Origin of the sequence: Paraburkholderia lycopersici (assembly GCF_900096975.1) — a bacterium.
In the GTDB taxonomy this organism is placed as follows: Bacteria; Pseudomonadota; Gammaproteobacteria; order Burkholderiales; family Burkholderiaceae; genus Paraburkholderia; species Paraburkholderia lycopersici.
Genome location: NZ_FMYQ01000047.1, coordinates 1 through 21,158 on the forward strand (window position 1 = coordinate 1; position 21,158 = coordinate 21,158).

A 21,158-nucleotide genomic window follows, 5' to 3' on the forward strand; every position below is an offset into this window, starting at 1 on the left:
CGACCTCGGCGCACGCAACGCGGCGAACTTCGTCGGCCTCGCCTGGCGCGATGGCAAGCTCGCCGTCAACGAAGGCCCCGACTGCTATTTCACCGACGCCGAGAAGCAATGCCCGTATCACAACCTGACGTTCCCGACCGGCTCGCGCCATGATGCGCGCCGTGTCGTACTCGAATATCAGAAAACGTTCAAGCAGAACGCCGCGACGATCGCGCTCGTGTGGGCGCTCGGCGGACACCTGAAAGCGCTGCTCGGTTTCTGGCCGCACATGACCCTGCAAGCCGACAAGGGCGCCGGCAAGTCGACACTGATCAAGCGGCTCGAACGCTCGATTGCCTTCACGATGTTTTCAGGCCAGTCGCTGCAAACCGAATTCCGGCTTGTCACGAGCATCAGCCACACATCGCACCCGGTCGGCTGGGAAGAACTGAGCGCACGCCGGCAAGACGTGATCGACAAGGCGGTCGGCTTGCTGCAGGAAAACTACCAGTACACGGTGAGCCGGCGCGGCGCCGACATGACGGAATATCTGTTGAGCGCGCCTGTGCTTCTGGCCGGCGAAGACGTGCCGGTTCGCTCGCTGCTCGGCAAGCTCGTGCGCACGAATCTCACCGGCAAGAAAGGCCCGATGATGCCCGATGACCTGCCGCGCTTTCCGGTTCGTGACTGGATCGACTTTCTCGCCGGCCTCGACAAGCGCGACGTGCTCGCCAAATACGCCGATCTGCGCGCGCGCTGCCTCGAAAAAAGCCGCGCCGGCGGCGACGACGACGGTGCGAAGCGCATGGCGGCGAACTATGCGGCCGTCATGCTCGCCTGGCGATACCTGTGCGAATTCGCTGATCTGGACACCGGCGAAGGCAACTTTCCCGCCGACCTCGTCGCCGAGATGAACTCGCACATTTCCGAGACCAGCTCGGACCGCTCGCCCTGGGTCTGGATCATGGAAACGGCGCTCTCGGAAATCGACAACGGCAATTTCAAGCACCCGTACAGGTTCGAGACGATCGGCGACGAAGACTGTCTGCTGCTGCAACCCGGTCACATCATGGATCACCTGTCGACGTCGACCTCGTTGCGTGAGAAGTGGAACGGCCTGCCGGTCAAGACGGCGACCGTGTTCAAGCGCCAGCTCGCGGCGGCCGGCGTGATGCGCGGCGGCGACAAGGAAATCGAGCGCACCATTTTCTCGAAGCGCATCCGTCACCTCGCCGCGCTGTCGCTGCCGGCGCTCAACGAATTCGGCCTCAACGTCGGTTTCCGTATCGACCACGTGCGCGAAAACTGACCGGAGACGATGCAATGCAAAGCCTGACCCAACTGGCCGGCACCCTGCCCCGCGATCACACCTTTCGCGAATTCGTCTCGACCTTCACGCCGCATATCGACTTTGTGACGGAGGAACAAGCGGCGGAATTCATCCGGCTCGTGTGCGAAGTCGATTCGCGAAGCGAGCTGGCGACCAATCAGGAAGCCGCATGGCGTTTTCACGAGTACTTGCGCAAGCCGTATATCGCCTGGCGCAAGGAGTGCGCACGAAAGCACTGAAATTGGCCCGCTGACGGACCGCGAGACGGCCGCCGGCGGCCTTACCCTAGACCAACACCCGCCGGCCGCCTGTGCGGCCCGCCTGCAAGCTACGAAAGGAAGACCATGCAGACCACGAAAGCACGCGCGCGCAAGATCACTGAAACGGTATGGATGATCACGCACGCACACACGCCGGTCACGGCGTTCGGACCGATGCCGCACGACGTGGCTGAAGTACTGATCAAGCGCGCCGTGCTCGACGCACAACTCGGCATCCCTCAATTCGGCATGATTCCGCAAGCAATGATCAAGCGCGCCGCACCATGAAAAAGGCCGCCAGGCGATCAACGCCGGCGGCCCTATCGAATCCCCCCTGCCTTACCCTTTGGCCGCCTCGTGCGGCCGTTTTTTTGCCGTGACACGGCCGGTTCTCAGCAAATCCTCGATTCCAGGTCAAAAGCCTTTTTCCATTCCTCGGCCTCTTTAGTCCAGCTTGGATATGGACATTTCGCCGGTCTGCTGTCGAAATATTCCGCACGCGCTGCCTCTTGTGCGTTCTCTCGGACTTCGCGCAAGCGCTGCGCGTCGATGCCTTCTACACTCATTACATTCACCCCTCGTTTTCGCGATTCTGCGGATTCTCTCACCAAAAAGGCCGCTGACGCTCTCGCGCCGGCGGCCTGATGAATGCCCATGCCTTACCTTTTGGCCAGCTCGTGCGGCCTTTTTTTGGCCTAGCCTTTCGTAATCAGCTCCGGCCGCCACGCCCGCACGACTGCCTCGAATTGCGGCCCGTAGCCGAGCGTATCGGGATAGCTACCCGCGAACGTCGCCAAGCGAAACACCGTACAGATATCTTCGGCGATCGCCGTGTCGACCGCCCAACCGTTCGTAATGTCGTAACTGCCGCACGAACCCGAATTCCACCACGCGAGCAAGAAGTCGGCGACGCGTCGGCTTTGCCCCGTGTCACCTTGCGCGATTTCCAACAGTCTTTCCAACGCTTCGCGCTGCATTTCGCTGATCTTTACGCTCATCCCTTACCCCTTTGGTTACGGTTATCGTTCAAGCCAACCAATCGACTCGACGCAAATTTTTTCGTCGTCTAGCTGACACGTATCGCTCGCGTCGGCGATCGCGGGCCATGCTAACGCGAACGCGATTTCGAGCACCGCGGCGATCGCCACAACAGCCGCGGCGAGTCTCATGCGCCCTCTTTGCTCTTGAGCCAGTCTGCGCATGCGTCGGCGATCGCGGCCGCTCGACTCAGACCGCGCGCGGCGGCCGCCTCATCCATGCGTGCAAGGATACCCGCGTCAATTGTCAAGCTGATCGGATGCTTTCGCGTGCTCGCTGAAACGACGCGCACCGGCTTGGTCGTCGTCGGAGCTGCGACGGGAGCCGGCGCGGCGAGCGCGGCGGCTCCCTGCCCTTTCGCGTCGGGCGCGCTATTGATGAATTTCTCTATCGCCGCTGGATCGGCCTTTGTCGGCGTCGGCCGCTTCGTGATACCCATTTTGCTATTACCTCGCTATCAACTCGATATCTACTTGATATTAACTTACAGTCAACATGGACGCGAAGAACGCCCCGCGAAGCCGATCGATTTCAGCACACGCACGCTGATCGCGCCGCTTCATTTCCTCGACATGCAAGCCCGCGCCGCTCGCGTTGGCAAATGCCTTGCGATCGCTCACACGCACATCAAGCAACTCAAGCCCCGGATACTCGGCGACTGCCTCGGCCGCCTCGCGGTTATCCGCGCTTTGAGGGTCGGCACGATTGACGAACGCGAATGCGCGCAAGTCGGCGACCGCGCGCGACTCGTCGACAATCTGCGCGATATCAGCCAACGCCCACACATCGAATGAGCGAGGAAGGAAAGGAATGAGCACGGCGTCGCTGACCGTGAGCGCGGCCCGCAATGCGGTCGAATCACGGCCGCCGGCGTCGATCACGACATGATCGTAATTGCCGCGCTGCTGCATCACCTGCGCGCGCAGCGTCGCGCCCTCGGCATAAGCGGACGCGGAAATCATCGGCCGGCCGCTTTCGGCTCGCGCGGTGATCGCGCTAAGGCTTGTTTCCTGCCGATCGCCGTCGATCAACCAGACCCGCGCGCCCTCGATCGCCAACCCTAGCGCGAGCTGCACAGCACACGTCGATTTACCGACCCCGCCCTTGCTATTCCCGACCGTAAAAATCATTTTTCACGCTCCAATAAAGTTTGTATTACCTTCGCATCATGTTGATATCAACTTAACACATAAACGATACCAACTAGATACCGATTATATGTTCATCCTAACTTGATATCAACACGATATGAACGCGATGCGCGGCCGGTGGGGTAGGGCGGCCGTCGACGCGCGCGCGCACACTCGCCCGCGTCGACGGGGCAAGTGAGAGAAGCGGGGCGGCCGAGCTGCTCGTGATCGCATCGCGCGCGCCAGCTCGCCGACGTGCTCGTGCTCGACCAGGGCCCGGCGCCGGCCGCGATCGAGCGCGAGACCGGCGGCCGACGAGAAGCCAGCCGGCCAGCCGCTTCCTGCCCTGCCTTTCTCGATATGGCACCATGCAGCGCAAAAAACGCGGGGATTCCGGCTCATTTTTCCGCTAAGTCATTGATTCTTGTAGAGACACCATCCCCAACAGACGCCCGGTTTTCCCCAACTTCGCCCGATTTTTCCCCAACGCTGCTTTCTCGCCCCTTACTCTCTCTCTCTAATAAATCATTGAAAAGAAAGAAGAATAAGCATGGAAAGAGGAAATGCGCGCATCCCCATAAGCACCCCTGTTTTTCCCCGGATTTTTTGACTGCCTATTTTTTCATCCCCAACTTTCCCCAATTTTTTTAGGCGTTTTGGGGGATTGTTGGGGGATTGAGATTCCTTATCTATCAACGACTTACGCACTCAATCCCCGCAATCCCCGAATCCCCGTTGTGTTCTGCGTGTCCGCTGGCCGCAACGCCTAAGTCCTGGCTTTTCGCCGCTATCGAATTCCGCGCGCACTCGCGATGGCATCAAATCGGCCTCTACGCGCATCGAACCGCATCACGCCAGCCGGCTCGAAATCGCCACGAAACCCGCCCCAGCTCGGCCCACACGTCGCAGGCGTCGGCCGCAAGAAAAAGAGAGACCCAAGAAAGCTGCAGGCGCGGAGGGGTGACTGCGAAATTCGGACGCCGGCCTCGCGTAAAACCCCGCCTCGCCGGCCGGTCCCCCGGCCCTCGCCGACCCCTTGCCGACCGCCAAGCGGCCCGCTGACGGCCTCGTGCGCGCCCCGGCAAGCCCCGGCGACCCCTGAATGCCCGAGCCGTTACAGGCCCGCTAATCGCGTCGGCCGTTCGGCGTCGACCAGCCCTGCTCGACCGCCTCGCCGACCTGGTCTTTCCGGCCGTTGCATGCCGGTGAGCTCGTCGCGAGCCGGAAGGGCGGGGCGGCCCCCTATCTGCTTAACCTGTAGGCGGGCGCGCATCAACGAGCGCATCACCGATGGATCGCACGCGATCCGGCTTGAGCGGTCGGCGTGGCGCGCAGCGACGCGGCGAGCGCGATTTATGCCGGTCTTAGGGAATGGCGCGGCATCGCCGCGTCAGGCCCTTAGACCATCGACGCGAATGCCTTTGATGCGCGACGCTTTTGAAAGGGTGGCGTGTGCAGCTCGACGAGCCATGAGTGATGCGTGAACGGTGATGGATCACGGCCGCGCCAGCGTGCGCGGCCTTCGTTCGTCTGGATATGTGGTCTGATCGTCAAGTGACGCGCGGAGCGCGCACTTGTTGGCCCCTCACGGGGCGGAGCGCGTAGCGCGGGGGGGTGGGGTTAAAACCCACGCTGCGATCGCATTTTTCGCGCGCGGTTTCTTGTATTTCGTTTCTCATCGTTTTTAAGAACCCGCAAACCCAATACCGGCGCGGGTTTGCGGGCGACTATTCGGACATTTCTGCGGTCTATCAGGACACTTTTTGCGGTTTGTCGGACATTTTTGCGGTGCTATCCACAGGCACGAGCGGCGACTTTCACACCACTGAATCAGGACACTTGACAAACGATGTACGAATAAACACAATCGGTCTTCGTATGATGTTGTCCGAATAACCGCAAGGGTGTCCGAATGAAGAAGCAACGCGCAGCGCTGACGATGGATCTCGACGCGCCGATCGCCGAAAAGAACGTGAACATGAGCAATGCGCTCACGCGCGCAGCTCATAGCCTGTTGCTGGCCGAGAAAAGGCTTATCTCGGCGTGCATCTCGAAAATCGACTCACTGCCGGCTGGCGTGCCTCTCGTGCGCGACGGCGCCTGGACGGTCCGACTGTCGGCGGCCGAGTACGCCGAAACGTTCGATGTCGACCTCGACACGGCCTATACGCAACTGCGTGACGCAAGCGACAAGCTGTTTAACCGATACGTGCGCGCGACGCGCGAGACGCGCAAAGGCCCCGAAGAACATAAATTCCGATGGGTCGGTGGCGTCAAGTATCACAAGGGTGAGGGATGGGTAGAGCTGCACTGGTGGCACGAAGTTGTGCCGCACCTGTACGGTCTGCGCAAGGAATTCACGTCTTACAAACTGAAACAGGCCGCTGCGCTTCGATCTGCCTATAGCTGGCGTTTGTTCGAGTGTCTGCAGTCGTGGAAAGATACCGGCCGCTATATCGCGACGATCGAAGACTTTCATCGCGCGATGGACGTACCGCAAAGCTGTGTCGTCGACTTCAAAGCCTTGCGTGTGCGCGTGATCGAACCTGCCGTTAAGGAGCTGACCGAAAAGAACGGCCTCGAAATCGAATGGGAAGTGCGACGCGCCGGCCGCAAGGTAATCGGCCTCGAATTCAAGTTTCGGCCGAATCCTCAGACCGCTCTTTTCTGAGCCGTCACCGCAAAAATGTCCGAATAGAATTGTCCCTCTTGCATTCTGTAAGCCTTGTTACGCAAGGCTTACAGAGCGTAAACCGCAAAAATGTCCGAATAGAATTCGGGCGCATTCATCAGTCAATTCGTCTGCACTGGCGCGACGCTGTACGGATTGAAGCGCACGACCTCATCGCCGATCCAGTCGTTGAGCTGCGTGAAGCGGCGTTGCAACGGCGCAATCTCATTGACGCCGAACACCTCGGCGGCCTTGTCGGCCGCGCCGAAACCGCCAGTATTGCTCGGCACGATGCCCATGAGCTGCGGCGGGATGCGATGCGCGGCGAGCAAGTCGTCGCGCGTGACATTCTTGATGTTGAAAAACTCGTCTTTCGCCGTGACCTCGGAAACCGGAATGAGCTGGATGCCGTCTTTCTTGCCGTTCGGCGCGTACATGAACAGATTGCGGAAATTCCCCGGCCCCTTGCTTCGCTTCAAGGCATCACGCATCGCGTCGACGTCGTCTTGATTCTGCGCGGCATCGGTCATGTACAGGATGAAGCCGGCATGTGATCCGTTCTCGTAGTACTTCCGCCGAAAGAGCGTCGCCGACTCATTCAACCAGGCCGAGTTGAGCGCGCCGAGATATTCAGGCAAGCCATACACTTCCTGGTTAATGTCGGGCTCCATCAGGTGATGGATCGTGCCGGTCGCGAACGCGTGCGATTGCTGCCAGCCGTCGATCTGTACGAAATTCACCAGGTCGGTTTTGCGGCGCATGTACTTCGCCGGCGCGCGCTTGAGCGCGATCGGCTTGCCGAGCTGATTGTCGCGCCGTTCGAGATACGCGTTGCCGAACACCAGCTCGTCAAGCGCCCATTTGTCGAACTCCTCGCGCGTGAGCAACTTGTGCGGAATGAACGTCGACGAGAGCACGTTGCGCTTGAAATAAAGGGCGCTGCCGTGATGTACGCCAGCTCGAAACGACTTCGCCAGGCCCGACCATGAAATCGGCGGCTCGAACCATTCGCCGGCCGCCCACGTTTCGACGTAGTCAAGAATCTCGGCGCGATCCATGACCGGAATCGGATCGCCAAACGAGAACACTTCAGTCCTGGTCGACGTCGACACAGACGGTGCGGCCGGCGCCGGCGTTGCGGCGTGCATGTAGCGCTTTCGCTTGCTCACGTTGAAAACTCCATAAAGCCCGAATTTTTGTTGGTCACACCCTCAAGCGGCTCGTTATCGAGCGCATGCAGACAAGCCCATGCCAAATCTGCATGGCCGGTTTCCTCGTTGCGGCTTGCCTCATAGGTGACTTTCTTTCCGCTCGCCGTCATGGTCTTTCGGATCGCCATGAACGATTGAGCCAGGTCGGTCCAGCCGGCATCGAATTCGAGTCGGCCCTTGCCGATCACCGACAAGCCTTTCAGAACGAGTCGGCTTTTCACTTCCGGGCTGTAGTTGAGCGCGACCGCGAGCGGATAGAACTGTTTGACGAGCTGATAGACGCCCTGGCCGATTCCGGTCGTGTCGATCGCCATATAGGCGACGTTGTATTGCTGCGTGATCGCGCGAATCGCCTCGGCCTGACCTTCGAAATCCATGCCGCGAAACTGTTGCTTGTGCAGTACGCGAAACTTGCCACCCGGCACGGCCGGCGGCGCCACGACAATCAGGCCGGCCGAGTCGCCAGAAAGCGCGGGATCGTAGCCGACCCATACCGGCCGGAAACCGAAAGGGCGGGGCGCGAGCGGCTTGAAATCGTCGGCCCACTCGACCCACGAATCGACCATGCCGCGCTGTAGATCGGCGAGCGGAAAGATCGACGCCGTGTCGTCGATAAACTGGCACATCAGGAGATTCGCGTAATCCTGTGCGCTGTATTCGAGACGCAGCTCGTCGATATCGAACAGGTCGCACCCGCCGGCTAAGGCATCCTCAACGGTGACGATCTGCCGCCATTGCCGATCCTCGCAAAGCCGGCCGCCGGCGAGCGCGCGGTGCGTAACGTCCAAGTGCAGGTGATCGGCTTTCGCACGGCCGCGATTGAAGTGCTCGCCATTCCAGAACGTATAGGCCGGATGGCTGATAGCCGATGGCGTTGAGAAATACGTCTTGCGCCATTTCTTGTGCATCGCCATGCCCGACGCGACCTTGTTGAGCTCGCGGAAACCGCCGGTCCAGAAGTACTCGTCGAAATAGAAGTTGCCGTGATACGACTGAGCGGTGCGCGCGTTCGTGCCGAGAAAGTAAAGAATCGCCTCATTCGCGAGCACGATCGGCTCGCCTGTGAGCTCGACGTCGGCGGCCTCGCGCGCGAACTGGCAAATGTACTGTCGAAAGACGTGCGCTTGCGCCTTGCTCGCCGAAAGGAAAATCTGATTGCGGCCGGTTGCGATCGCGTCGTCGAGTGCCTCGCGTGCGAAATACCACGTCGCGCCGATCTGCCGCGACTTGAGAATGTTGCGCGTGCGCTGATGACCTTGCCGATACCAGACCTTCTGATAGTCGAAAAGCGAATCGAGAAACGCCTCGCGAATCTTTTCGGCCTGTTCCTCGCTGATCGCGTTGCGCGGCGCTTTCTCTTTGCGTGGCGCTTTGTTGCGTGCCTCGATATTCGGGTTTAAGTCGCTCTCTTTCCCTGTTTCATCGTACTTGCGAACACGCGCCAGGCGTTCAACCTGACGCCCGAGCAAGTCAATCTCTTTGAAGTCGCGGCCGTCTTTCTCATCCTTCGCAATGAGCACCGCAAGGCGTGTTTCAAGAGACGACTCGATGCGCTCGATCGGCGTTGCCTTGTCCCACTCGTCGCGCTGCTTCCATGCCTCAACGGTCGCGCGCTTGAGCTCCATATGCCGCGCGATCGACGTGATGCGCCAACCCTGCCAGTAAAGCGCGCGCGCAATGCGTCGCGGATCGGCATTGGATTCGAGAACGGGTTTCACATCGGCGGTTTCGATCATGGCGGCAAGTTTCGCGTGTCGCGCGCGCGTAATCACGCCTAAGCCTTTGTCCCCAAAGCGAAAACAATCGTCTACCGTTGAGACAAGGCGCGCGCGATCGCAAGATATGGACTCGTGCTTAACCCCTTGTCGCCCCTTACCTCGCACCTCTGTCGGAGAACTTACGATGCACAAACGCAGGCTGTCGCTTATGTCTTTCGCCGTTGCGGCGATCGCGTTCGCTTTCACGATGGACGCACACGCGGCGCAGCTCGTCGCGAGCACCGTTCTCAATCACGCCGACCTGGTCGGCACGATCGCCGAGCACGGCGCCGGCATCGGCGCGCTCGGCCTGGCCGGCATGGCGATCGGCTCTGTCAAGCCGGTAGAAACGAAGCTCGCCGCGACGAAGATGTTCCGCATCGCCGTCGAAGGTGCGACGAGCGACGGCCGGTCTATCTCGCGTGAATGGCTCACGCAGATGGCAAAGAACTACTCTCCCGAGCTGTACGGCGCGCGTGTGAATCTCGAACACATTCGCGGCATCGTGCCCGATGGCCCGTTCAAGGCATACGGCGACGTGCTCGCGCTCGAAACGCGCGATGAAACCGGCCCGCTTGCCGGCAAGCTCGGTCTGTATGCGTCGATCGCACCGACGCCCGAGCTCGTCGCGATGACGAAGGCCAAGCAAAAGATTTACACGTCGTGCGAAGTCGACCCGTCTTTCGCGGACACGAAACAGGCCTATCTGATCGGCCTGGCCGTGACGGATAGCCCCGCGAGCCTCGGCACCGAGATTCTTTCGTTCGCCGCTCAAAACCCGAATGCGAACCCGTTCGCCTCGCGCAAGGTATCGCCGAACAACCTGTTCACGGCGGCCGACGAGACGGTGATTGAATTCACCCCGGAAAAGGAGCCCGAAACGCCGTCGCTGTTCACCCGCGTCGCCGAGCTGCTCGGCCGCGTGAAGAAGCAAGGCGCGACCGATGACGCCCGCTTTGCCGACGTCACGCAAGCCGTCGAATCGCTCGCCACGCACGGCGCAACCCAGGCCGAAGCCCTCACCGCGAGCACCTCACGCGTCGCCGCACTCGAAACGCAAGTCGCCGAGCTGTCGGCCGCTGCCGAGCGCGATCGCAAAGCGTTCGCCGATCTGCAAACGCAGCTCTCGAACACCGGCAACGGTCAACCGGTTCGCCCGGTCGCGCAGGGCGGCGGCGCTGGCGTGATCGAAACCGACTGCTAAAGCCCCCGGCCTCTCTTTCGACTTTTCGGAGCCTCATACAATGCAGAACAAAACCCGCGTTGCGTTTAACGCCTACCTGGCCGCGATCGCGAAGCTCAACAGCGTTCCCCTGGCGACGGAGAAATTCACCGTCGACCCGAGCGTGCAACAAAAGCTTGAAACCAAGATTCAGGAATCGAGCACGTTTCTCAGCAAGATCAATGTGATCGGCGTGACCGAGCAACAGGGCGAAAAGCTCGGCCTCGGCGTCGGCGGCTCGATCGCGAGCACGACCGACACCACGGCGACGGCCCGCACGACGGCCGACGTGCTGTCGCTCGATAGCCAGAAGTACAACGCGACGCAAACGAATTTCGACTCGCACGTTCGCTATGCGACGCTCGACGCCTGGGCGAAATTCCCCGACTTTCAGACGCGTTTGCGCGATGCGATCGTGCAACGCATGGCGCTCGATCGCATCACGATCGGTTTCAACGGCACGTCGCGTGCGGCAACCTCGGATCGCGCAACGAATCCGCTGCTGCAGGACGTCAACCTGGGCTGGCTGCAGCACATGCGCGCCGAAGCTGCTGCGCGCGTGATGACGGGCGGCGCAACGGCCGGTCACGTCAAGATCGGCGCGACGGGCGACTATGCGAATCTCGACGCCCTGGTGTACGACGCAGTCAACAGCCTGATCGAACCCTGGTATCGAGAAGACACGCAGCTCGTCGCGGTCTGCGGCCGTTCGCTGATGCACGACAAGTATTTCCCGATTCTGAATCAGGACAACAAGCCGACCGAACAGGCGGCGGCCGACATGATCGTGAGTCAGAAGCGCATCGGCGGCTTGCCGGCTGTCACCGTGCCTTACTTCCCGGCCGACAAGCTGCTCGTCACGCGCCTGGACAACCTGTCGATTTACTACCAGGACGGCTCGCGTCGCCGCACGATCGTCGACAACGCGTCGCGCGATCGCATCGAGAATTTCGAATCGAGCAATGAGGCGTATGTCGTCGAAGACTTCGGCGCCGCTTGCCTGATCGAAAACATCGAACAGGTGTAACGATGCGAAGCCCTGCCCAACGCCACTATCACCGCGTCATGGCCGAAAAGGCTGCGGCTTCGGCCGCGCCTGGCGAATCCCTCGCCGGCGCGAGCGCTTACGAGCTGATGCTTGCGAAGCTCGCGATCGACAAGAAACGTTTGAAGTCGATCGCGTCGATTCAGAAAAAGATCGACGTGAAGCGCGCCGAGCTGCTGCCCGAGTATGTCGACTATGTCGCGGGCGCACTGGCGGGCGGGCGGGGCGCGCAAGACGACGTCTTGACGACCATTCTCGTTTGGCGAATCGACGCGGGCGACTATGCCGGCGCGCTCGATATCGCGCGGTATGCGCTCAAGCACCGCATGACGATGCCCGACCAGTACGACCGGCCGCTCGCGACCGCGATCGCCGAAGAATTCGCCGAAGCCGCAATTGCTGCGTTCAAGCGTCGCGAGACGTTCGACCGCGCGCAGCTCGAAGAAGTCGCGCAGCTCACCGCGTCGGCCGACATGCACGACCAGGTGCGCGCGAAGCTGCACAAGGCGGCCGGCTATGCCGCCGAGATTGCCGGCGACAACACGGCAGCATTCGAACACCTATGCCGCGCGCTCGCACTCGATTCGCGCGCCGGCGTAAAGCAGGACATTGCGCGGCTTGAGAAAGCCCGCGATGCGGCCGGCGGCGACGCCGGCCGCAAGTAAAGAGCCCCCCCGGCTGGGCGGCGCCGGCTGACGAACGCAACACCTGATCGGTACGCGTTCCGACGCCGGCCCACCGCCCACTATTTCCGAGCTGAAACCATGACGAGTTTTAACGCGATCTCTGCACCAAGCATCACGCCCGAGCCCCCCCCGGCTCCGACCGATCTGATCGTTGAAAACATCGCCTGGTTTCCCTCTATCGACCTCGGCCGCATGCGCGAAGACGTGCGGCTCGATGGCACCGTGACGCATGCGCGGCTGCGTGAGGCTGTGATCGCCGCGATCGACGACGTGAATCGCGAGCTCGCGAGCTGGCGAGCGACGCAGGAAGCGGCCGGCGCCGCGCAGCTCGCCGACGTGCCGGCCGATTCGATCGGCGGCGAAAGCGTGCAGCTCTCCCGCTATCGCCGCGCTGTCTATTTCCTCGCGCGTGCCGACCTGACCGAGAAGTACCGCGATTTCGATAGTACGAAATCGGGCGCGGCCGACGCTGACGAGCGCATGACGACGATCGACGCCGACCGGCGCAACGCGCGCAACGCGATCAACGACATGCGCGGCCTCGCGCGTACCACGATCGAGCTGATCTGATGGCGCGCATCTACTCTCAGCAAGGCGACACCGTCGACGCGATCTGTTTTCGCTTCTATGGCTACACGGCCGGCGCGGTCGAAGCGACGCTGGAAACGAATCCCGGCCTCGCCGATTACGGCCCTGTGCTGCCGATCGGCACGCCCGTTGACATGCCCGACCTCACGAACGAGCAACCGACTACCCCCCTCGTCAACCTGTGGGACTAACCAGGAGTCGCCGACTATGGCCGAACCTAGTAGCACCGCGCTCGCCGCTGTATCGGCCGGCATTGGCTTCGCAAGCCTGTTTCCTGGCATCGACGGCAATGCGCTGATCGGCGCATTTACGGGCGCCGCGCTCGTCGTCGTCACGTCGAAAGACCTGTCGATCGGCAAGCGATTCGCGTATCTCGTGATTTCCCTGATCGTCGGCTATCTGGCCGCACCCGACGTGGTGAGTCATACGCCGATCACGAGCACCGGCGTCGCTGCGTTCTTTGCTGCAGCGCTCGCGATCACCGTGACGCTGCAACTGATCGAGCGCGTCAAGTCTTTCGACCTGCTGTCGCTTTTCAGGAAGGGTTGACCCATGCACACCCCTTTCGCCCTGATCGCCCTGATTGCGTACAGCGTCGCGGCGCTGCGCATCCTCGCGTATCGTCGCGACGGCGCGCGGCACCGGCATCACGTTTCATGGTTCGCCTGGCTGCTGCTCGTCGCGCTCGGCGGCTCGGCGATCGAGCTCGTGATCAACGCGAAAGCTGTCGGACTGTTCGAAGCTGCACGAGCTGCCCTTTTTGCCGTGCTCGTGTTCGGCTCGCGCGGTAACGTCGCGCGGCTGCTGCGGCCTCACCTGGAGTAAGTAACGATGATCCTGAGACACGGTGACGTCGGCGATGACGTCGTGTTACTGCAAAAACGCCTCACGCGCGCCGGCTTTTCCGTCGACGTGACCCATGTATTCGACGACGCAACCGAAGCCGCTGTGATGGCCCTACAGCGTGCGCGCGGGCTGGTTGTCGACGGCATTGCCGGCCCGAAAACGCTGATCGCATTGCCAGGCGTCGCGCTCGGCGTGCATCTCACCGATGCCGAGCTCGTGAAGTCGGCCGCGACGCTCGGCGTGCCGGTTCCGGCGATCCGCGCGGTCAACGAAGTCGAATCGCGCGGACAAGGGTTCATGACGGACGGTCGACCGGTCATTCTGTTCGAGCGGCATGTGTTCTATGCCGGCCTCAAATCGCGCGGCATCGACGCCGACGCGCTCGCGGCGAAATATCCGAACATCGTTTCGGCGACGCGCGGCGGGTATATGGGCGGCGCTGCGGAATTCGACCGGCTCGCCGCGGCCGTTCGCATCCACCCGGACGCGGCCCGCGAGTCGGCGTCATGGGGCGCGTTTCAAATCATGGGGTATCACTGGAAGAAACTCGCCTATTCGAGCATCGACGACTATGTGTCGTGCATGTATCGGTCGGAGGTCGACCAGCTCGACGCGTTCGTGCGCTTTGTCGCGGCCGATGCCGGCTTGCTCGTGGCGCTGAAGGGTCAGGCCTGGGCAGACTTCGCCAGGCGCTACAACGGCCCGGATTTCGCGCGCAATCTGTACGACGCGAAGCTCGCCCAGGCGTTCGAGCGTTACGCGCGGCTCGAAAAGGCGGCGGCATGAATGCGATCGCCGTGCGCCTGGTCGCGATCGCCGCGCTCGTGCTCGCGATCGCGGGCGGCTTGCTTTACGTGAAGACGCTGCGCGCCGAGCTCGCCGAAGCGCAAGGCGCGGCGAGCACCGCGCAAGCCCTGGTCGGCCAGCGCGACGCCACGATCGCCCAGCTCGAGCAAAATGCGCGCGACCAGGCCGCGCAGCTCGCCCAGCTCGAGACAAAACGCCGGCAAGTCGCCGCGTCGCTCTCGGCCCGACAAACCGAACTCGACACTCTCAAACGCCAAAATGAAAAGGTTCGCGCCTGGGCTGATAGCCCTCTGCCTGACGACGTTGCAAGCATGTACGCAAGCCCCGATATCACCGGCGCCGATGGTTATATCGCGGACATGCTTACCGGTAGCCCCGTGCGCCCTGCCAGCGCAACGCCCGCGCGTTAATGGCGACTTGCTCAAGTCGCTCGACGCGGCGCGCGCTGCATGGGCGGCATGCGCGGCGACCGTCGACACCGTGATCGACTGCCAGTCGAAAGCCCTTTCCTCTCCCGGCCCCGACCATGAATAAGGCGATTTCCTTTCGCGCGGCGATCGCTGACGCCGTGCCGGCGCTGCAGGCGGACCCCGACAAGCTGCTCGTGTTCGTCGACACCGGCAAGATCATCGCGACGGCCGCGCCGTCGCTCTCGTTCCAGTACAGCTACACGCTGAATGTGATCGTCACCGACTTCGCCGGCGATGCAGACGAGCTGTTTGTCGCGCTGATCGCCTGGGTACAGCTCAATCAACCCGACCTGGTGATGAATGACGACACGCGTAAAAACGGCATTGCGTTCGAAGTCGATCACCTCACGCAAACGACGTGCGACGTGTCGATCAAGCTGCAGCTCACCGAAAGCGTCATTGTGAAGACTGACGACGCCGGCACGCGCACGATCACGCACGTCGACGAGCCTGTGTATGAATGGAACGTCGACGGCCTCACATGGACGAACTAAGCGCGCTCGAATCATGGGCGGGCGGCCTGCTCGCGCAGCTCGACGGCCCCGCCCGACGCGCGGCACTGCGCGACGTCGCGCGCGAGCTGCGCAAGAGCCAACAGACGCGCATCGCACAGCAACGCAACCCGGACGGCACCGCCTACACCGCGCGCAAGCCTCGCCCCAAAAAGCACCTGCGCGACAAGGCCGGCCGCATCAAGCGCGGGGCGATGTTCGCGCGCATTCGCCAGGCACGCTATCTGCGCGCCGATGTTGACTCGGAAGGCGTTGCGATCGGTTTCGTCGGCCGCGTCGCACGCGTCGCACGTATTCACCAGTTCGGCGAAAGCGATCGCATCGCGCCGAACGGCCCCGAATACAAATACCCGGCGCGTGTGCTGCTCGGTTTCTCCGACACCGACCTCGATATCGTGCGCGACGTGCTGCTCAAGCACCTCGTCAAATAGTATTTCGCCTTTCTAACTATGTACCCAAGGCGCGAACAATCGCGCCTTGGTGACGCGCGCGTGTGTGCTCGGCAAGATTGAGCACATGAACGCCAACGAATCCCAACGTCAATTTCTGAACGGCTGCCGCAAGGGCTATGTGATAGCCGTGCAAGGCGCGCTCTGCCGCGTCGCAAGCGGTGATCTCGAAACGGACTGGATTCAATGGTTCGCGCTGTTCGCCGGCGACAACGCCGACTGGCTTGCGCCGACGCTCAACGAAGGCGTCATGCTGCTATGCCCGAGCGGCGACCCGGCTCAAGCCGTCGCACTTCGCGGCTATTACTCCGAAGACTTCCCGCCCCCGAGCACCGACCCGAACAAGCATGTCCGCAAATACCGCGACGGCGCGATCGTGCAATACGACTTCGCCACGCACGAGCTCGACGTGACCTTGCCGGCTGGTGCGACGATCAATGTGAATTGCCCTGTTGCGGTCAACGTGATCACGCAGACGGCCAACGTGAAAGCCGACGCGATCACGCTCGACGGCGACACAACCGTAACGAAGTCGCTGACTGTGCAAGGCCCGCTCGCTTTCCAGTCTGGAATGACCGGCGCCGGCGGCACCGGCTCGACCATGCAAATCGACGGCGCGGCGGATTTCACCGGCGAAGTGAAGTCGGCCGGCATCAGTCTCCCGCACCACTCGCACCGCGAGCAAGGCGACGGCAACCTCGTGAGCGAACCGCAATGAAAGGCATGAACCACACGACCGGCCGCGCGATCGCCGGCCTCGATCACCTCTATCAATCGATCGCGCGGATTCTCACGACGCCGGTCGGCACGCGTATCGCGCGCCGTGACTTCGGCTCGGAGCTGCCCGAGCTCGTCGACGCACCGAACAACGGTGCGACTCGCGTGCGCCTGTATGCGGCCGTCGCGACCGCGCTGATGAAGTGGGAGCCACGCCTGAAGCTGACGCGCGTGCAGCTCTCGACCGACACGACCGATATCGGCGCCGGCGTGCAGGTGATCGAGATTGAAGGCACCACGACAGAAACCGGCGAAACCGCCTCAACGAGCGTGACGCTCACAACTGGAACCAGCGTATGACCGCGAGTGCTATCGACCTTTCGTTGCTGCCGGCGCCGGCTGTCGTTGAGCTGCTCGAATTCGAGACGCTCTATGCCGAGCGCAAGGCCGCGCTGATCGCGCTGTATCCGGCCGACGAGCAAGCGACGGTCGCCGCGACGCTTGAACTTGAAAGCGAGCCGCTCGCCGTGTCGCTGCAGGAGAACACCTACCGAGAGCTGATCTTGCGCACCCGCGTCAATGACGCGTGCTACGCGGTGTTGCTCGCGTTCGCGATGGACGGCGACCTCGATCAAGTCACGGCAAATCTCGGCGTCGAGCGCCTCACGATCACGCCGGCCGACGACACCACGACCCCGCCGACTGCGGCCGTGAAGGAAAGCAACACCGACTTGCGCAAGCGCGCGCAGCTCTCTTTTCAAGGCTATACGACTGCCGGAAGCAAAGGCAGTTACGTCTATCACGCGTTGTCGGCCGATGGCCAGGTGAAAGACGCCTCGGCCGTGAGCCCTGCCCCGTGTCAAGTCATGGTCTACGTGCTTTCGCGCACCGGCAACGGGGCGGCCGATGACGCGCTGATCGCGAAAGTGAAAGCCGCGCTCAACGATGAAATCGTTCGGCCGATGACCGATCAAGTCGACGTGCAATCGGCATCGATCATCGAATACGCGATCGCGGCCGAGCTCGTATTGCAGGATGGCCCCGACGCGAGCACGGTGAAAGACCTCGCGCAAGCGGCCGCGCAAGCCTATGCCGACGCGACGCACATGAACGGTGCTGACGTCGCGCTATCCGGCATTTTCAAGGCGCTGCATCAAACCGGCGTCGCACAAGTCAACCTCACGACGCCGGCGGCGAACATCGTTGTTTCGGAAGGACAGGCGGCCTACTGCATCGGCATCACGATCACGACGACGGTGCAATCCAATGTCTAACGCACCTTCGTTGCTGCCCCCGAACGCGACGGCGACCGAGCGTCGACTTGAACAGGTCGGCGCGCGTATCTCGGACATTCCGACGCCGGTTCGGGATATGTGGAATCCCGATGCCTGCCCGGTCGCGTTACTGCCCTGGCTCGCCTGGGGTTTCGGCGTCGACGAATGGGATAGCGACTGGAGCGAAGCGCAGAAGCGCAGCGCGATCAAGAATGCGCTTTTCGTGCAAAAGCACAAAGGCACGATCGGCTCAGTCAAACGCGCACTCGCCGCGCTCGGTTACGACATCGTTGTGCAGGAGTGGTTTAACCAGATTCCGGCCGGCGATCCTGGCACGTTCGACGTGCTGCTCGATAGCAACCAGACCGGCATTGATCAAGCGGCGCTCACTCGCATTCTTGAGCTGATCGACCGATACAAGAATTTGCGATCGCACCTGGTTCGCGTGCGGCCGTCTGTGACGACGCGCGGCGGCCCGATCCTCGCCGGCGTATGCACTGTCGGCCACGAAATCACCGTGCCGTTTGACGGCCCGCAATATTCGGACGGCTCGTTTGCTTACGACCTGATGCTCGATGCGATGCACTACGGCGAAGCAAGCACGGTCGGCGCGCTCGACCAGCTCGACACGATAGTTCGCGCCGAAATGCCCTCTAATTCCTGGAAACAACAATGACTGACGCACTGAATAGCCGAGTTGCGCGCTTCCAAACCAACGAATCGAACGTCGACTCCTGGGTAAAGGGCGACGCACAAGCGACCGTCGATTTCGGCGGCGGCCCTGTACGATCGCCGGCGAAGCTGATCGCCGACAAGGACGCGGAAATCAACCAGTCGGCCGCCGGCGTGCTCGCGAGCGCGACCGCCCAGGCAACCACGGCAACCAATCAGGCCGGTATCGCGACGACGCGCGCGAGTGCGGCAAGTGCGAGCGCTGATGCGGCTGCCGCATCGGCCTCGGCGGCGGCTCTCGCCGGAAAAGTCTACGCCGATACCACTACCGGCCTGGCGAACACGACGAACGGCCAGTATTTCAGTGTGCCGGTCTCCAACGCACAGGACTCGCTGATCCTCTATCAGAATGTGAGCGGCGTTGCCACCGAAAAGACGCGTTACCCCAGCTCGGCGCTGGACGCACTATCCATCAATCGCGGCAAGGCTTACCCGTTGCGGAGCATGACGCGCGCCGGCACCACGTCGGCGGCAATGACGCAGTGGAACAATCTGATTCTGAAAGTGTCGGTTCGCGGCGCCGAAGCGGGCAAGTACTACCGAATTGGCTACCAGACCAACGAGGCGGCGGTCGGTAGCGGTAGCCCGTTCAGTTGGACGCTCACGGAGCATAGCGCTGCAGACTTCGCGACGACTGACGCGGGCTACGTGGTTATCCAGAACTACACGAACCCGGCGCCGAGCATCGACCGCAATGGCGGGATTCAGACAATCACCATCGCACCGGTACAGCGCCCTAACCTTCGATTCGACATTACGATCGACGCGGCACAGCTCCCCGCGTCGGGCGGCTCTATCGATTCCAACAGCAGCAACTCCCGGCCCGCGTGGTCATGGATCATCGACCCGTCGTGCTACGTGCAGAGTGCGCCTGCATCGTCTATCACGGTCGACTCCATGTCGATCAATTCGGGCAAGGTCTACCCGCTCAAGGCTGCGACTCGCGGCGGCGTAACCTCGAACGCGAACGCGGCGATGAATGCGCTTGTACTCGGCGTGAAAATCATCAATGGCGATGCAACGAAGGTGTATCGCGTTGCCTACCAGCAGAACGGCGCAACGTTGAGCGGCGTAGTGGCCTATGACTGGATCGTCGAAGAGTACGACGCGGCGACGTATTCGACTGCCCCGGTTCGCACCATCCTCATGAGTTACGACGACTCGGTGTATGGGGCGCAGCAGCAAATAAGCCCGACTGGCGGGATTCAGACGGTTCGCCTGTATCCGCCGGCGCGCCCGAACATGCGCATCGAAATCACCTGCGATGCCAGCCAGCTCCCGGCCGCCGGCACGACCGTCGATGCCTATTCGGCGTCTACCAAAGACGGCTATTCGTACATCGTAGACCCCTCATGTGTGGATCTGCCGCGCTCTACGGGCCTACAGGCTGGCGCATGGAACTACGAAGGACTGTACTGGACCTATTCCACGGCAAACGGCGGCACGTTGATCGTGATTTTCCGGTCTGGAAGCTGGCTTTACCAGATTGAGTTTGGCCCGAAAGGCCCGAACTCGATACCGGATACCCGGCGCGTCTTGCGGGCCGCGCTCGGCGATCCATCTATCGCGGCATGGACAACCATCGTCGACAACGCATCCGGCGGCGATTGGGCAGGCCCGCTCATTTTCTCGGCCGTCAACAATGGCGACGGGAGCACGTCGAAGAACTACACCGGCGGCAATCACGCGGCTGACGGCAACAGTAGCGGCGGCCCGTCTGCGCGCAATGTTTCGTTCATCGTGCTCGCCGATGGCGCGCCGGTCACCGCTGATGCAAGCGCCGGCGTGGCCGCGACGATCAAGCTGATCGCCGTCAATGAAATCTTTGCCTACAACACGGTTTCGCTCGGCCGCTACGTGGTGCGCGAAACGGTGCGTTTCGACCTGTTCCCCGGCATCGTCGGCGTAAAGAAGCACGTGCAGGCGCTCGAAGATGTGCTGATGCTGCAGGACAACGGCCCGCAGACCTTCACGGTCGGATTTCAGGCTGGAACATTCATCTACTACGGCGCGAACAACGCGCGCACGGCTTTCACCAGCGTCACGAATAGCGGCACGAAGTCGGCCAACCCCAATGTGTGGGCGATCGTGTTTCAGGACGCGGGCAACGGGCAGCTCGGCGCATGGATGGATCGTGCGTTCGGCATCGGTGACGGCCGTTACGTCAAGTCGACATGGCCATACATCCGGGGCGGCGGCGCATCGAACACCAAGTTCTATCACGCGGCGATCGTCGACGACGCCGGCATTCCCCTGGCCGCTGGCGCGAGCTACGAATGGCGCGGCGGCTGGGCATGGCAACAAGCCGCAAGCGTTTCCGCAAACCTGGATTCGGTGATGACCGTGAATCAGGGTGACGAGCGCGTCGTCGCGACCTGTCGCACGACTGGCGAAACGATCGCGGTCTGAATCTCTTAACCGAATGACGCGAAAA

26 protein-coding genes and 1 pseudogene are annotated in these 21,158 nt (G+C 61.9%); 21 read left to right on the plus strand and 6 right to left on the minus strand.

The genetic code is table 11. The annotated features are described in order from the left end of the window. The 3 genes and pseudogenes from BLU17_RS30775 to BLU17_RS30785 all read left to right on the plus strand — a co-directional run. Positions 1-1,288 (plus strand): annotated as a pseudogene (locus BLU17_RS30775) (toprim domain-containing protein); the annotation flags it as partial. 14 nt (positions 1,289-1,302) lie between these two features. Further along, positions 1,303-1,548 carry a hypothetical protein gene (locus BLU17_RS30780; RefSeq protein ID WP_245747096.1) on the plus strand — a complete coding sequence of 82 codons (246 nt, stop codon included), beginning with the start codon at positions 1,303-1,305 and terminating at the stop codon, positions 1,546-1,548. A gap of 105 nt (positions 1,549-1,653) precedes the next feature. Beyond that, on the plus strand, positions 1,654-1,857 hold the full coding sequence (locus BLU17_RS30785) for a hypothetical protein (protein ID WP_092006106.1): 204 nt from the start codon (positions 1,654-1,656) through the stop codon (positions 1,855-1,857). Between the two features lie 104 nt (positions 1,858-1,961). Here BLU17_RS30785 and BLU17_RS33410 read toward each other — a convergent pair whose 3' ends face one another. From BLU17_RS33410 to BLU17_RS30800, 4 genes are all read right to left on the minus strand, one after another. Further along, entirely contained in the window at positions 1,962-2,135 is a 174-nt protein-coding gene (locus BLU17_RS33410) for a hypothetical protein (protein WP_176929246.1), read from the minus strand. A gap of 129 nt (positions 2,136-2,264) precedes the next feature. After that, the gene (locus BLU17_RS30790; RefSeq protein ID WP_092006109.1) at positions 2,265-2,567 is read right to left on the minus strand and encodes a DUF7673 family protein; all 303 of its coding nucleotides are present in this window, start codon (positions 2,565-2,567) and stop codon (positions 2,265-2,267) included. Positions 2,568-2,734: 167 nt separating this feature from the next. Then, entirely contained in the window at positions 2,735-3,046 is a 312-nt protein-coding gene (locus BLU17_RS30795; RefSeq protein WP_092006112.1) for a ribbon-helix-helix protein, CopG family, read from the minus strand. A 40-nt stretch (positions 3,047-3,086) separates the two neighbouring features. Beyond that, a complete protein-coding gene (locus BLU17_RS30800) occupies positions 3,087-3,737 on the minus strand; it encodes an AAA family ATPase (protein WP_092006115.1) in 651 nt (216 codons plus the stop codon). A gap of 1,912 nt (positions 3,738-5,649) precedes the next feature. Between BLU17_RS30800 and BLU17_RS30805 the strand changes: the two genes are divergently transcribed. Further along, positions 5,650-6,408: a replication initiation protein gene (locus BLU17_RS30805; protein ID WP_092006118.1), complete on the plus strand. Its 759-nt coding sequence runs from the start codon at positions 5,650-5,652 to the stop codon at positions 6,406-6,408. Positions 6,409-6,530: 122 nt separating this feature from the next. On the opposite strand, the gene BLU17_RS30810 is transcribed toward BLU17_RS30805, so the two are convergent. Together BLU17_RS30810 and BLU17_RS30815 are read right to left on the minus strand one after the other, a co-directional pair. Beyond that, on the minus strand, positions 6,531-7,556 hold the full coding sequence (locus tag BLU17_RS30810; protein WP_092006215.1) for a phage portal protein: 1,026 nt from the start codon (positions 7,554-7,556) through the stop codon (positions 6,531-6,533). Positions 7,557-7,573: 17 nt separating this feature from the next. Beyond that, entirely contained in the window at positions 7,574-9,355 is a 1,782-nt protein-coding gene (locus BLU17_RS30815; protein WP_092006218.1) for a terminase ATPase subunit family protein, read from the minus strand. A 340-nt stretch (positions 9,356-9,695) separates the two neighbouring features. Between BLU17_RS30815 and BLU17_RS30820 the strand changes: the two genes are divergently transcribed. The 17 genes from BLU17_RS30820 (at position 9,696) to BLU17_RS30900 (ending at position 21,133) form a co-directional block, all read left to right on the plus strand. Continuing rightward, positions 9,696-10,580, plus strand: coding sequence for a GPO family capsid scaffolding protein (locus BLU17_RS30820; protein ID WP_245747099.1), 885 nt, complete (start codon positions 9,696-9,698; stop codon positions 10,578-10,580). Positions 10,581-10,620: 40 nt separating this feature from the next. Next, on the plus strand, positions 10,621-11,625 hold the full coding sequence (locus BLU17_RS30825; protein WP_092006125.1) for a phage major capsid protein, P2 family: 1,005 nt from the start codon (positions 10,621-10,623) through the stop codon (positions 11,623-11,625). A 2-nt stretch (positions 11,626-11,627) separates the two neighbouring features. Beyond that, positions 11,628-12,308, plus strand: a complete 681-nt coding sequence (gpM, locus tag BLU17_RS30830) for a phage terminase small subunit (protein WP_092006128.1) — start codon at positions 11,628-11,630, stop codon at positions 12,306-12,308. Between the two features lie 99 nt (positions 12,309-12,407). Further along, positions 12,408-12,899, plus strand: coding sequence for a head completion/stabilization protein (locus BLU17_RS30835; protein WP_092006131.1), 492 nt, complete (start codon positions 12,408-12,410; stop codon positions 12,897-12,899). Further along, positions 12,899-13,108, plus strand: coding sequence for a tail protein X (locus BLU17_RS30840; RefSeq protein ID WP_092006134.1), 210 nt, complete (start codon positions 12,899-12,901; stop codon positions 13,106-13,108). The genes BLU17_RS30835 and BLU17_RS30840 overlap by 1 nt, the downstream gene beginning before the upstream one ends. Positions 13,109-13,124: 16 nt before the next feature. Beyond that, complete coding sequence (locus BLU17_RS30845) at positions 13,125-13,466, plus strand: putative holin (RefSeq protein ID WP_092006137.1); 342 nt, start codon at positions 13,125-13,127, stop codon at positions 13,464-13,466. A gap of 3 nt (positions 13,467-13,469) precedes the next feature. Next, positions 13,470-13,742 (plus strand): phage holin family protein, encoded by a 273-nt coding sequence (locus BLU17_RS30850; RefSeq protein ID WP_092006140.1) that lies wholly within the window; start codon positions 13,470-13,472, stop codon positions 13,740-13,742. A gap of 6 nt (positions 13,743-13,748) precedes the next feature. Beyond that, on the plus strand, positions 13,749-14,549 hold the full coding sequence (locus tag BLU17_RS30855; protein WP_092006143.1) for an N-acetylmuramidase domain-containing protein: 801 nt from the start codon (positions 13,749-13,751) through the stop codon (positions 14,547-14,549). Continuing rightward, positions 14,546-14,980, plus strand: coding sequence for a hypothetical protein (locus BLU17_RS34125; RefSeq protein WP_176929247.1), 435 nt, complete (start codon positions 14,546-14,548; stop codon positions 14,978-14,980). Before BLU17_RS30855 ends, BLU17_RS34125 begins: the two co-directional genes overlap by 4 nt. Next, on the plus strand, positions 14,874-15,104 hold the full coding sequence (lysC, locus tag BLU17_RS33560; protein ID WP_245747100.1) for an Rz1-like lysis system protein LysC: 231 nt from the start codon (positions 14,874-14,876) through the stop codon (positions 15,102-15,104). Before BLU17_RS34125 ends, lysC begins: the two co-directional genes overlap by 107 nt. Then, on the plus strand, positions 15,097-15,534 hold the full coding sequence (locus tag BLU17_RS30870; protein WP_092006149.1) for a phage tail protein: 438 nt from the start codon (positions 15,097-15,099) through the stop codon (positions 15,532-15,534). The genes lysC and BLU17_RS30870 overlap by 8 nt, the downstream gene beginning before the upstream one ends. After that, positions 15,522-15,983 (plus strand): phage virion morphogenesis protein, encoded by a 462-nt coding sequence (locus BLU17_RS30875; protein WP_092006152.1) that lies wholly within the window; start codon positions 15,522-15,524, stop codon positions 15,981-15,983. The genes BLU17_RS30870 and BLU17_RS30875 overlap by 13 nt, the downstream gene beginning before the upstream one ends. A gap of 85 nt (positions 15,984-16,068) precedes the next feature. Then, positions 16,069-16,719, plus strand: coding sequence for a phage baseplate assembly protein V (locus BLU17_RS30880; RefSeq protein WP_092006221.1), 651 nt, complete (start codon positions 16,069-16,071; stop codon positions 16,717-16,719). Continuing rightward, on the plus strand, positions 16,716-17,078 hold the full coding sequence (locus BLU17_RS30885; RefSeq protein ID WP_092006155.1) for a GPW/gp25 family protein: 363 nt from the start codon (positions 16,716-16,718) through the stop codon (positions 17,076-17,078). Before BLU17_RS30880 ends, BLU17_RS30885 begins: the two co-directional genes overlap by 4 nt. Continuing rightward, a complete protein-coding gene (locus BLU17_RS30890; RefSeq protein ID WP_092006158.1) occupies positions 17,075-17,992 on the plus strand; it encodes a baseplate J/gp47 family protein in 918 nt (305 codons plus the stop codon). The genes BLU17_RS30885 and BLU17_RS30890 overlap by 4 nt, the downstream gene beginning before the upstream one ends. Next, complete coding sequence (locus BLU17_RS30895) at positions 17,922-18,668, plus strand: phage tail protein I (protein WP_218137055.1); 747 nt, start codon at positions 17,922-17,924, stop codon at positions 18,666-18,668. The genes BLU17_RS30890 and BLU17_RS30895 overlap by 71 nt, the downstream gene beginning before the upstream one ends. Continuing rightward, positions 18,665-21,133 (plus strand): hypothetical protein, encoded by a 2,469-nt coding sequence (locus BLU17_RS30900; protein WP_092006163.1) that lies wholly within the window; start codon positions 18,665-18,667, stop codon positions 21,131-21,133. Before BLU17_RS30895 ends, BLU17_RS30900 begins: the two co-directional genes overlap by 4 nt. The last annotated feature ends 25 nt before the right edge of the window (positions 21,134-21,158 follow it).

Excerpts from the sequence above, each read along its gene's own strand:
- BLU17_RS30875 (WP_092006152.1), top strand. The coding sequence starts at position 15,522 with ATGGACGAACTAAGCGCGCTCGAATCATGGGCGGGCGGCCTGCTCGCG.
- BLU17_RS30825 (WP_092006125.1), top strand. The coding sequence starts at position 10,621 with ATGCAGAACAAAACCCGCGTTGCGTTTAACGCCTACCTGGCCGCGATC.
- BLU17_RS30795 (WP_092006112.1), bottom strand. The coding sequence starts at position 3,046 with ATGGGTATCACGAAGCGGCCGACGCCGACAAAGGCCGATCCAGCGGCG.
- BLU17_RS30790 (WP_092006109.1), bottom strand. The coding sequence starts at position 2,567 with ATGAGCGTAAAGATCAGCGAAATGCAGCGCGAAGCGTTGGAAAGACTG.
- BLU17_RS30805 (WP_092006118.1), top strand. The coding sequence starts at position 5,650 with ATGAAGAAGCAACGCGCAGCGCTGACGATGGATCTCGACGCGCCGATC.
- BLU17_RS30810 (WP_092006215.1), bottom strand. The coding sequence starts at position 7,556 with ATGCACGCCGCAACGCCGGCGCCGGCCGCACCGTCTGTGTCGACGTCG.
- BLU17_RS33410 (WP_176929246.1), bottom strand. The coding sequence starts at position 2,135 with ATGAGTGTAGAAGGCATCGACGCGCAGCGCTTGCGCGAAGTCCGAGAG.
- BLU17_RS30800 (WP_092006115.1), bottom strand. The coding sequence starts at position 3,737 with ATGATTTTTACGGTCGGGAATAGCAAGGGCGGGGTCGGTAAATCGACG.
- BLU17_RS30780 (WP_245747096.1), top strand. The coding sequence starts at position 1,303 with ATGCAAAGCCTGACCCAACTGGCCGGCACCCTGCCCCGCGATCACACC.
- BLU17_RS30785 (WP_092006106.1), top strand. The coding sequence starts at position 1,654 with ATGCAGACCACGAAAGCACGCGCGCGCAAGATCACTGAAACGGTATGG.
- BLU17_RS30900 (WP_092006163.1), top strand. The coding sequence starts at position 18,665 with ATGACTGACGCACTGAATAGCCGAGTTGCGCGCTTCCAAACCAACGAA.
- BLU17_RS30835 (WP_092006131.1), top strand. The coding sequence starts at position 12,408 with ATGACGAGTTTTAACGCGATCTCTGCACCAAGCATCACGCCCGAGCCC.
- BLU17_RS34125 (WP_176929247.1), top strand. The coding sequence starts at position 14,546 with ATGAATGCGATCGCCGTGCGCCTGGTCGCGATCGCCGCGCTCGTGCTC.
- BLU17_RS30855 (WP_092006143.1), top strand. The coding sequence starts at position 13,749 with ATGATCCTGAGACACGGTGACGTCGGCGATGACGTCGTGTTACTGCAA.
- BLU17_RS30890 (WP_092006158.1), top strand. The coding sequence starts at position 17,075 with ATGACCGCGAGTGCTATCGACCTTTCGTTGCTGCCGGCGCCGGCTGTC.
- BLU17_RS30850 (WP_092006140.1), top strand. The coding sequence starts at position 13,470 with ATGCACACCCCTTTCGCCCTGATCGCCCTGATTGCGTACAGCGTCGCG.
- BLU17_RS30880 (WP_092006221.1), top strand. The coding sequence starts at position 16,069 with ATGAACGCCAACGAATCCCAACGTCAATTTCTGAACGGCTGCCGCAAG.
- BLU17_RS30815 (WP_092006218.1), bottom strand. The coding sequence starts at position 9,355 with ATGATCGAAACCGCCGATGTGAAACCCGTTCTCGAATCCAATGCCGAT.
- BLU17_RS30840 (WP_092006134.1), top strand. The coding sequence starts at position 12,899 with ATGGCGCGCATCTACTCTCAGCAAGGCGACACCGTCGACGCGATCTGT.
- gpM (WP_092006128.1), top strand. The coding sequence starts at position 11,628 with ATGCGAAGCCCTGCCCAACGCCACTATCACCGCGTCATGGCCGAAAAG.
- BLU17_RS30845 (WP_092006137.1), top strand. The coding sequence starts at position 13,125 with ATGGCCGAACCTAGTAGCACCGCGCTCGCCGCTGTATCGGCCGGCATT.
- BLU17_RS30885 (WP_092006155.1), top strand. The coding sequence starts at position 16,716 with ATGAAAGGCATGAACCACACGACCGGCCGCGCGATCGCCGGCCTCGAT.
- BLU17_RS30870 (WP_092006149.1), top strand. The coding sequence starts at position 15,097 with ATGAATAAGGCGATTTCCTTTCGCGCGGCGATCGCTGACGCCGTGCCG.
- BLU17_RS30820 (WP_245747099.1), top strand. The coding sequence starts at position 9,696 with ATGGCGATCGGCTCTGTCAAGCCGGTAGAAACGAAGCTCGCCGCGACG.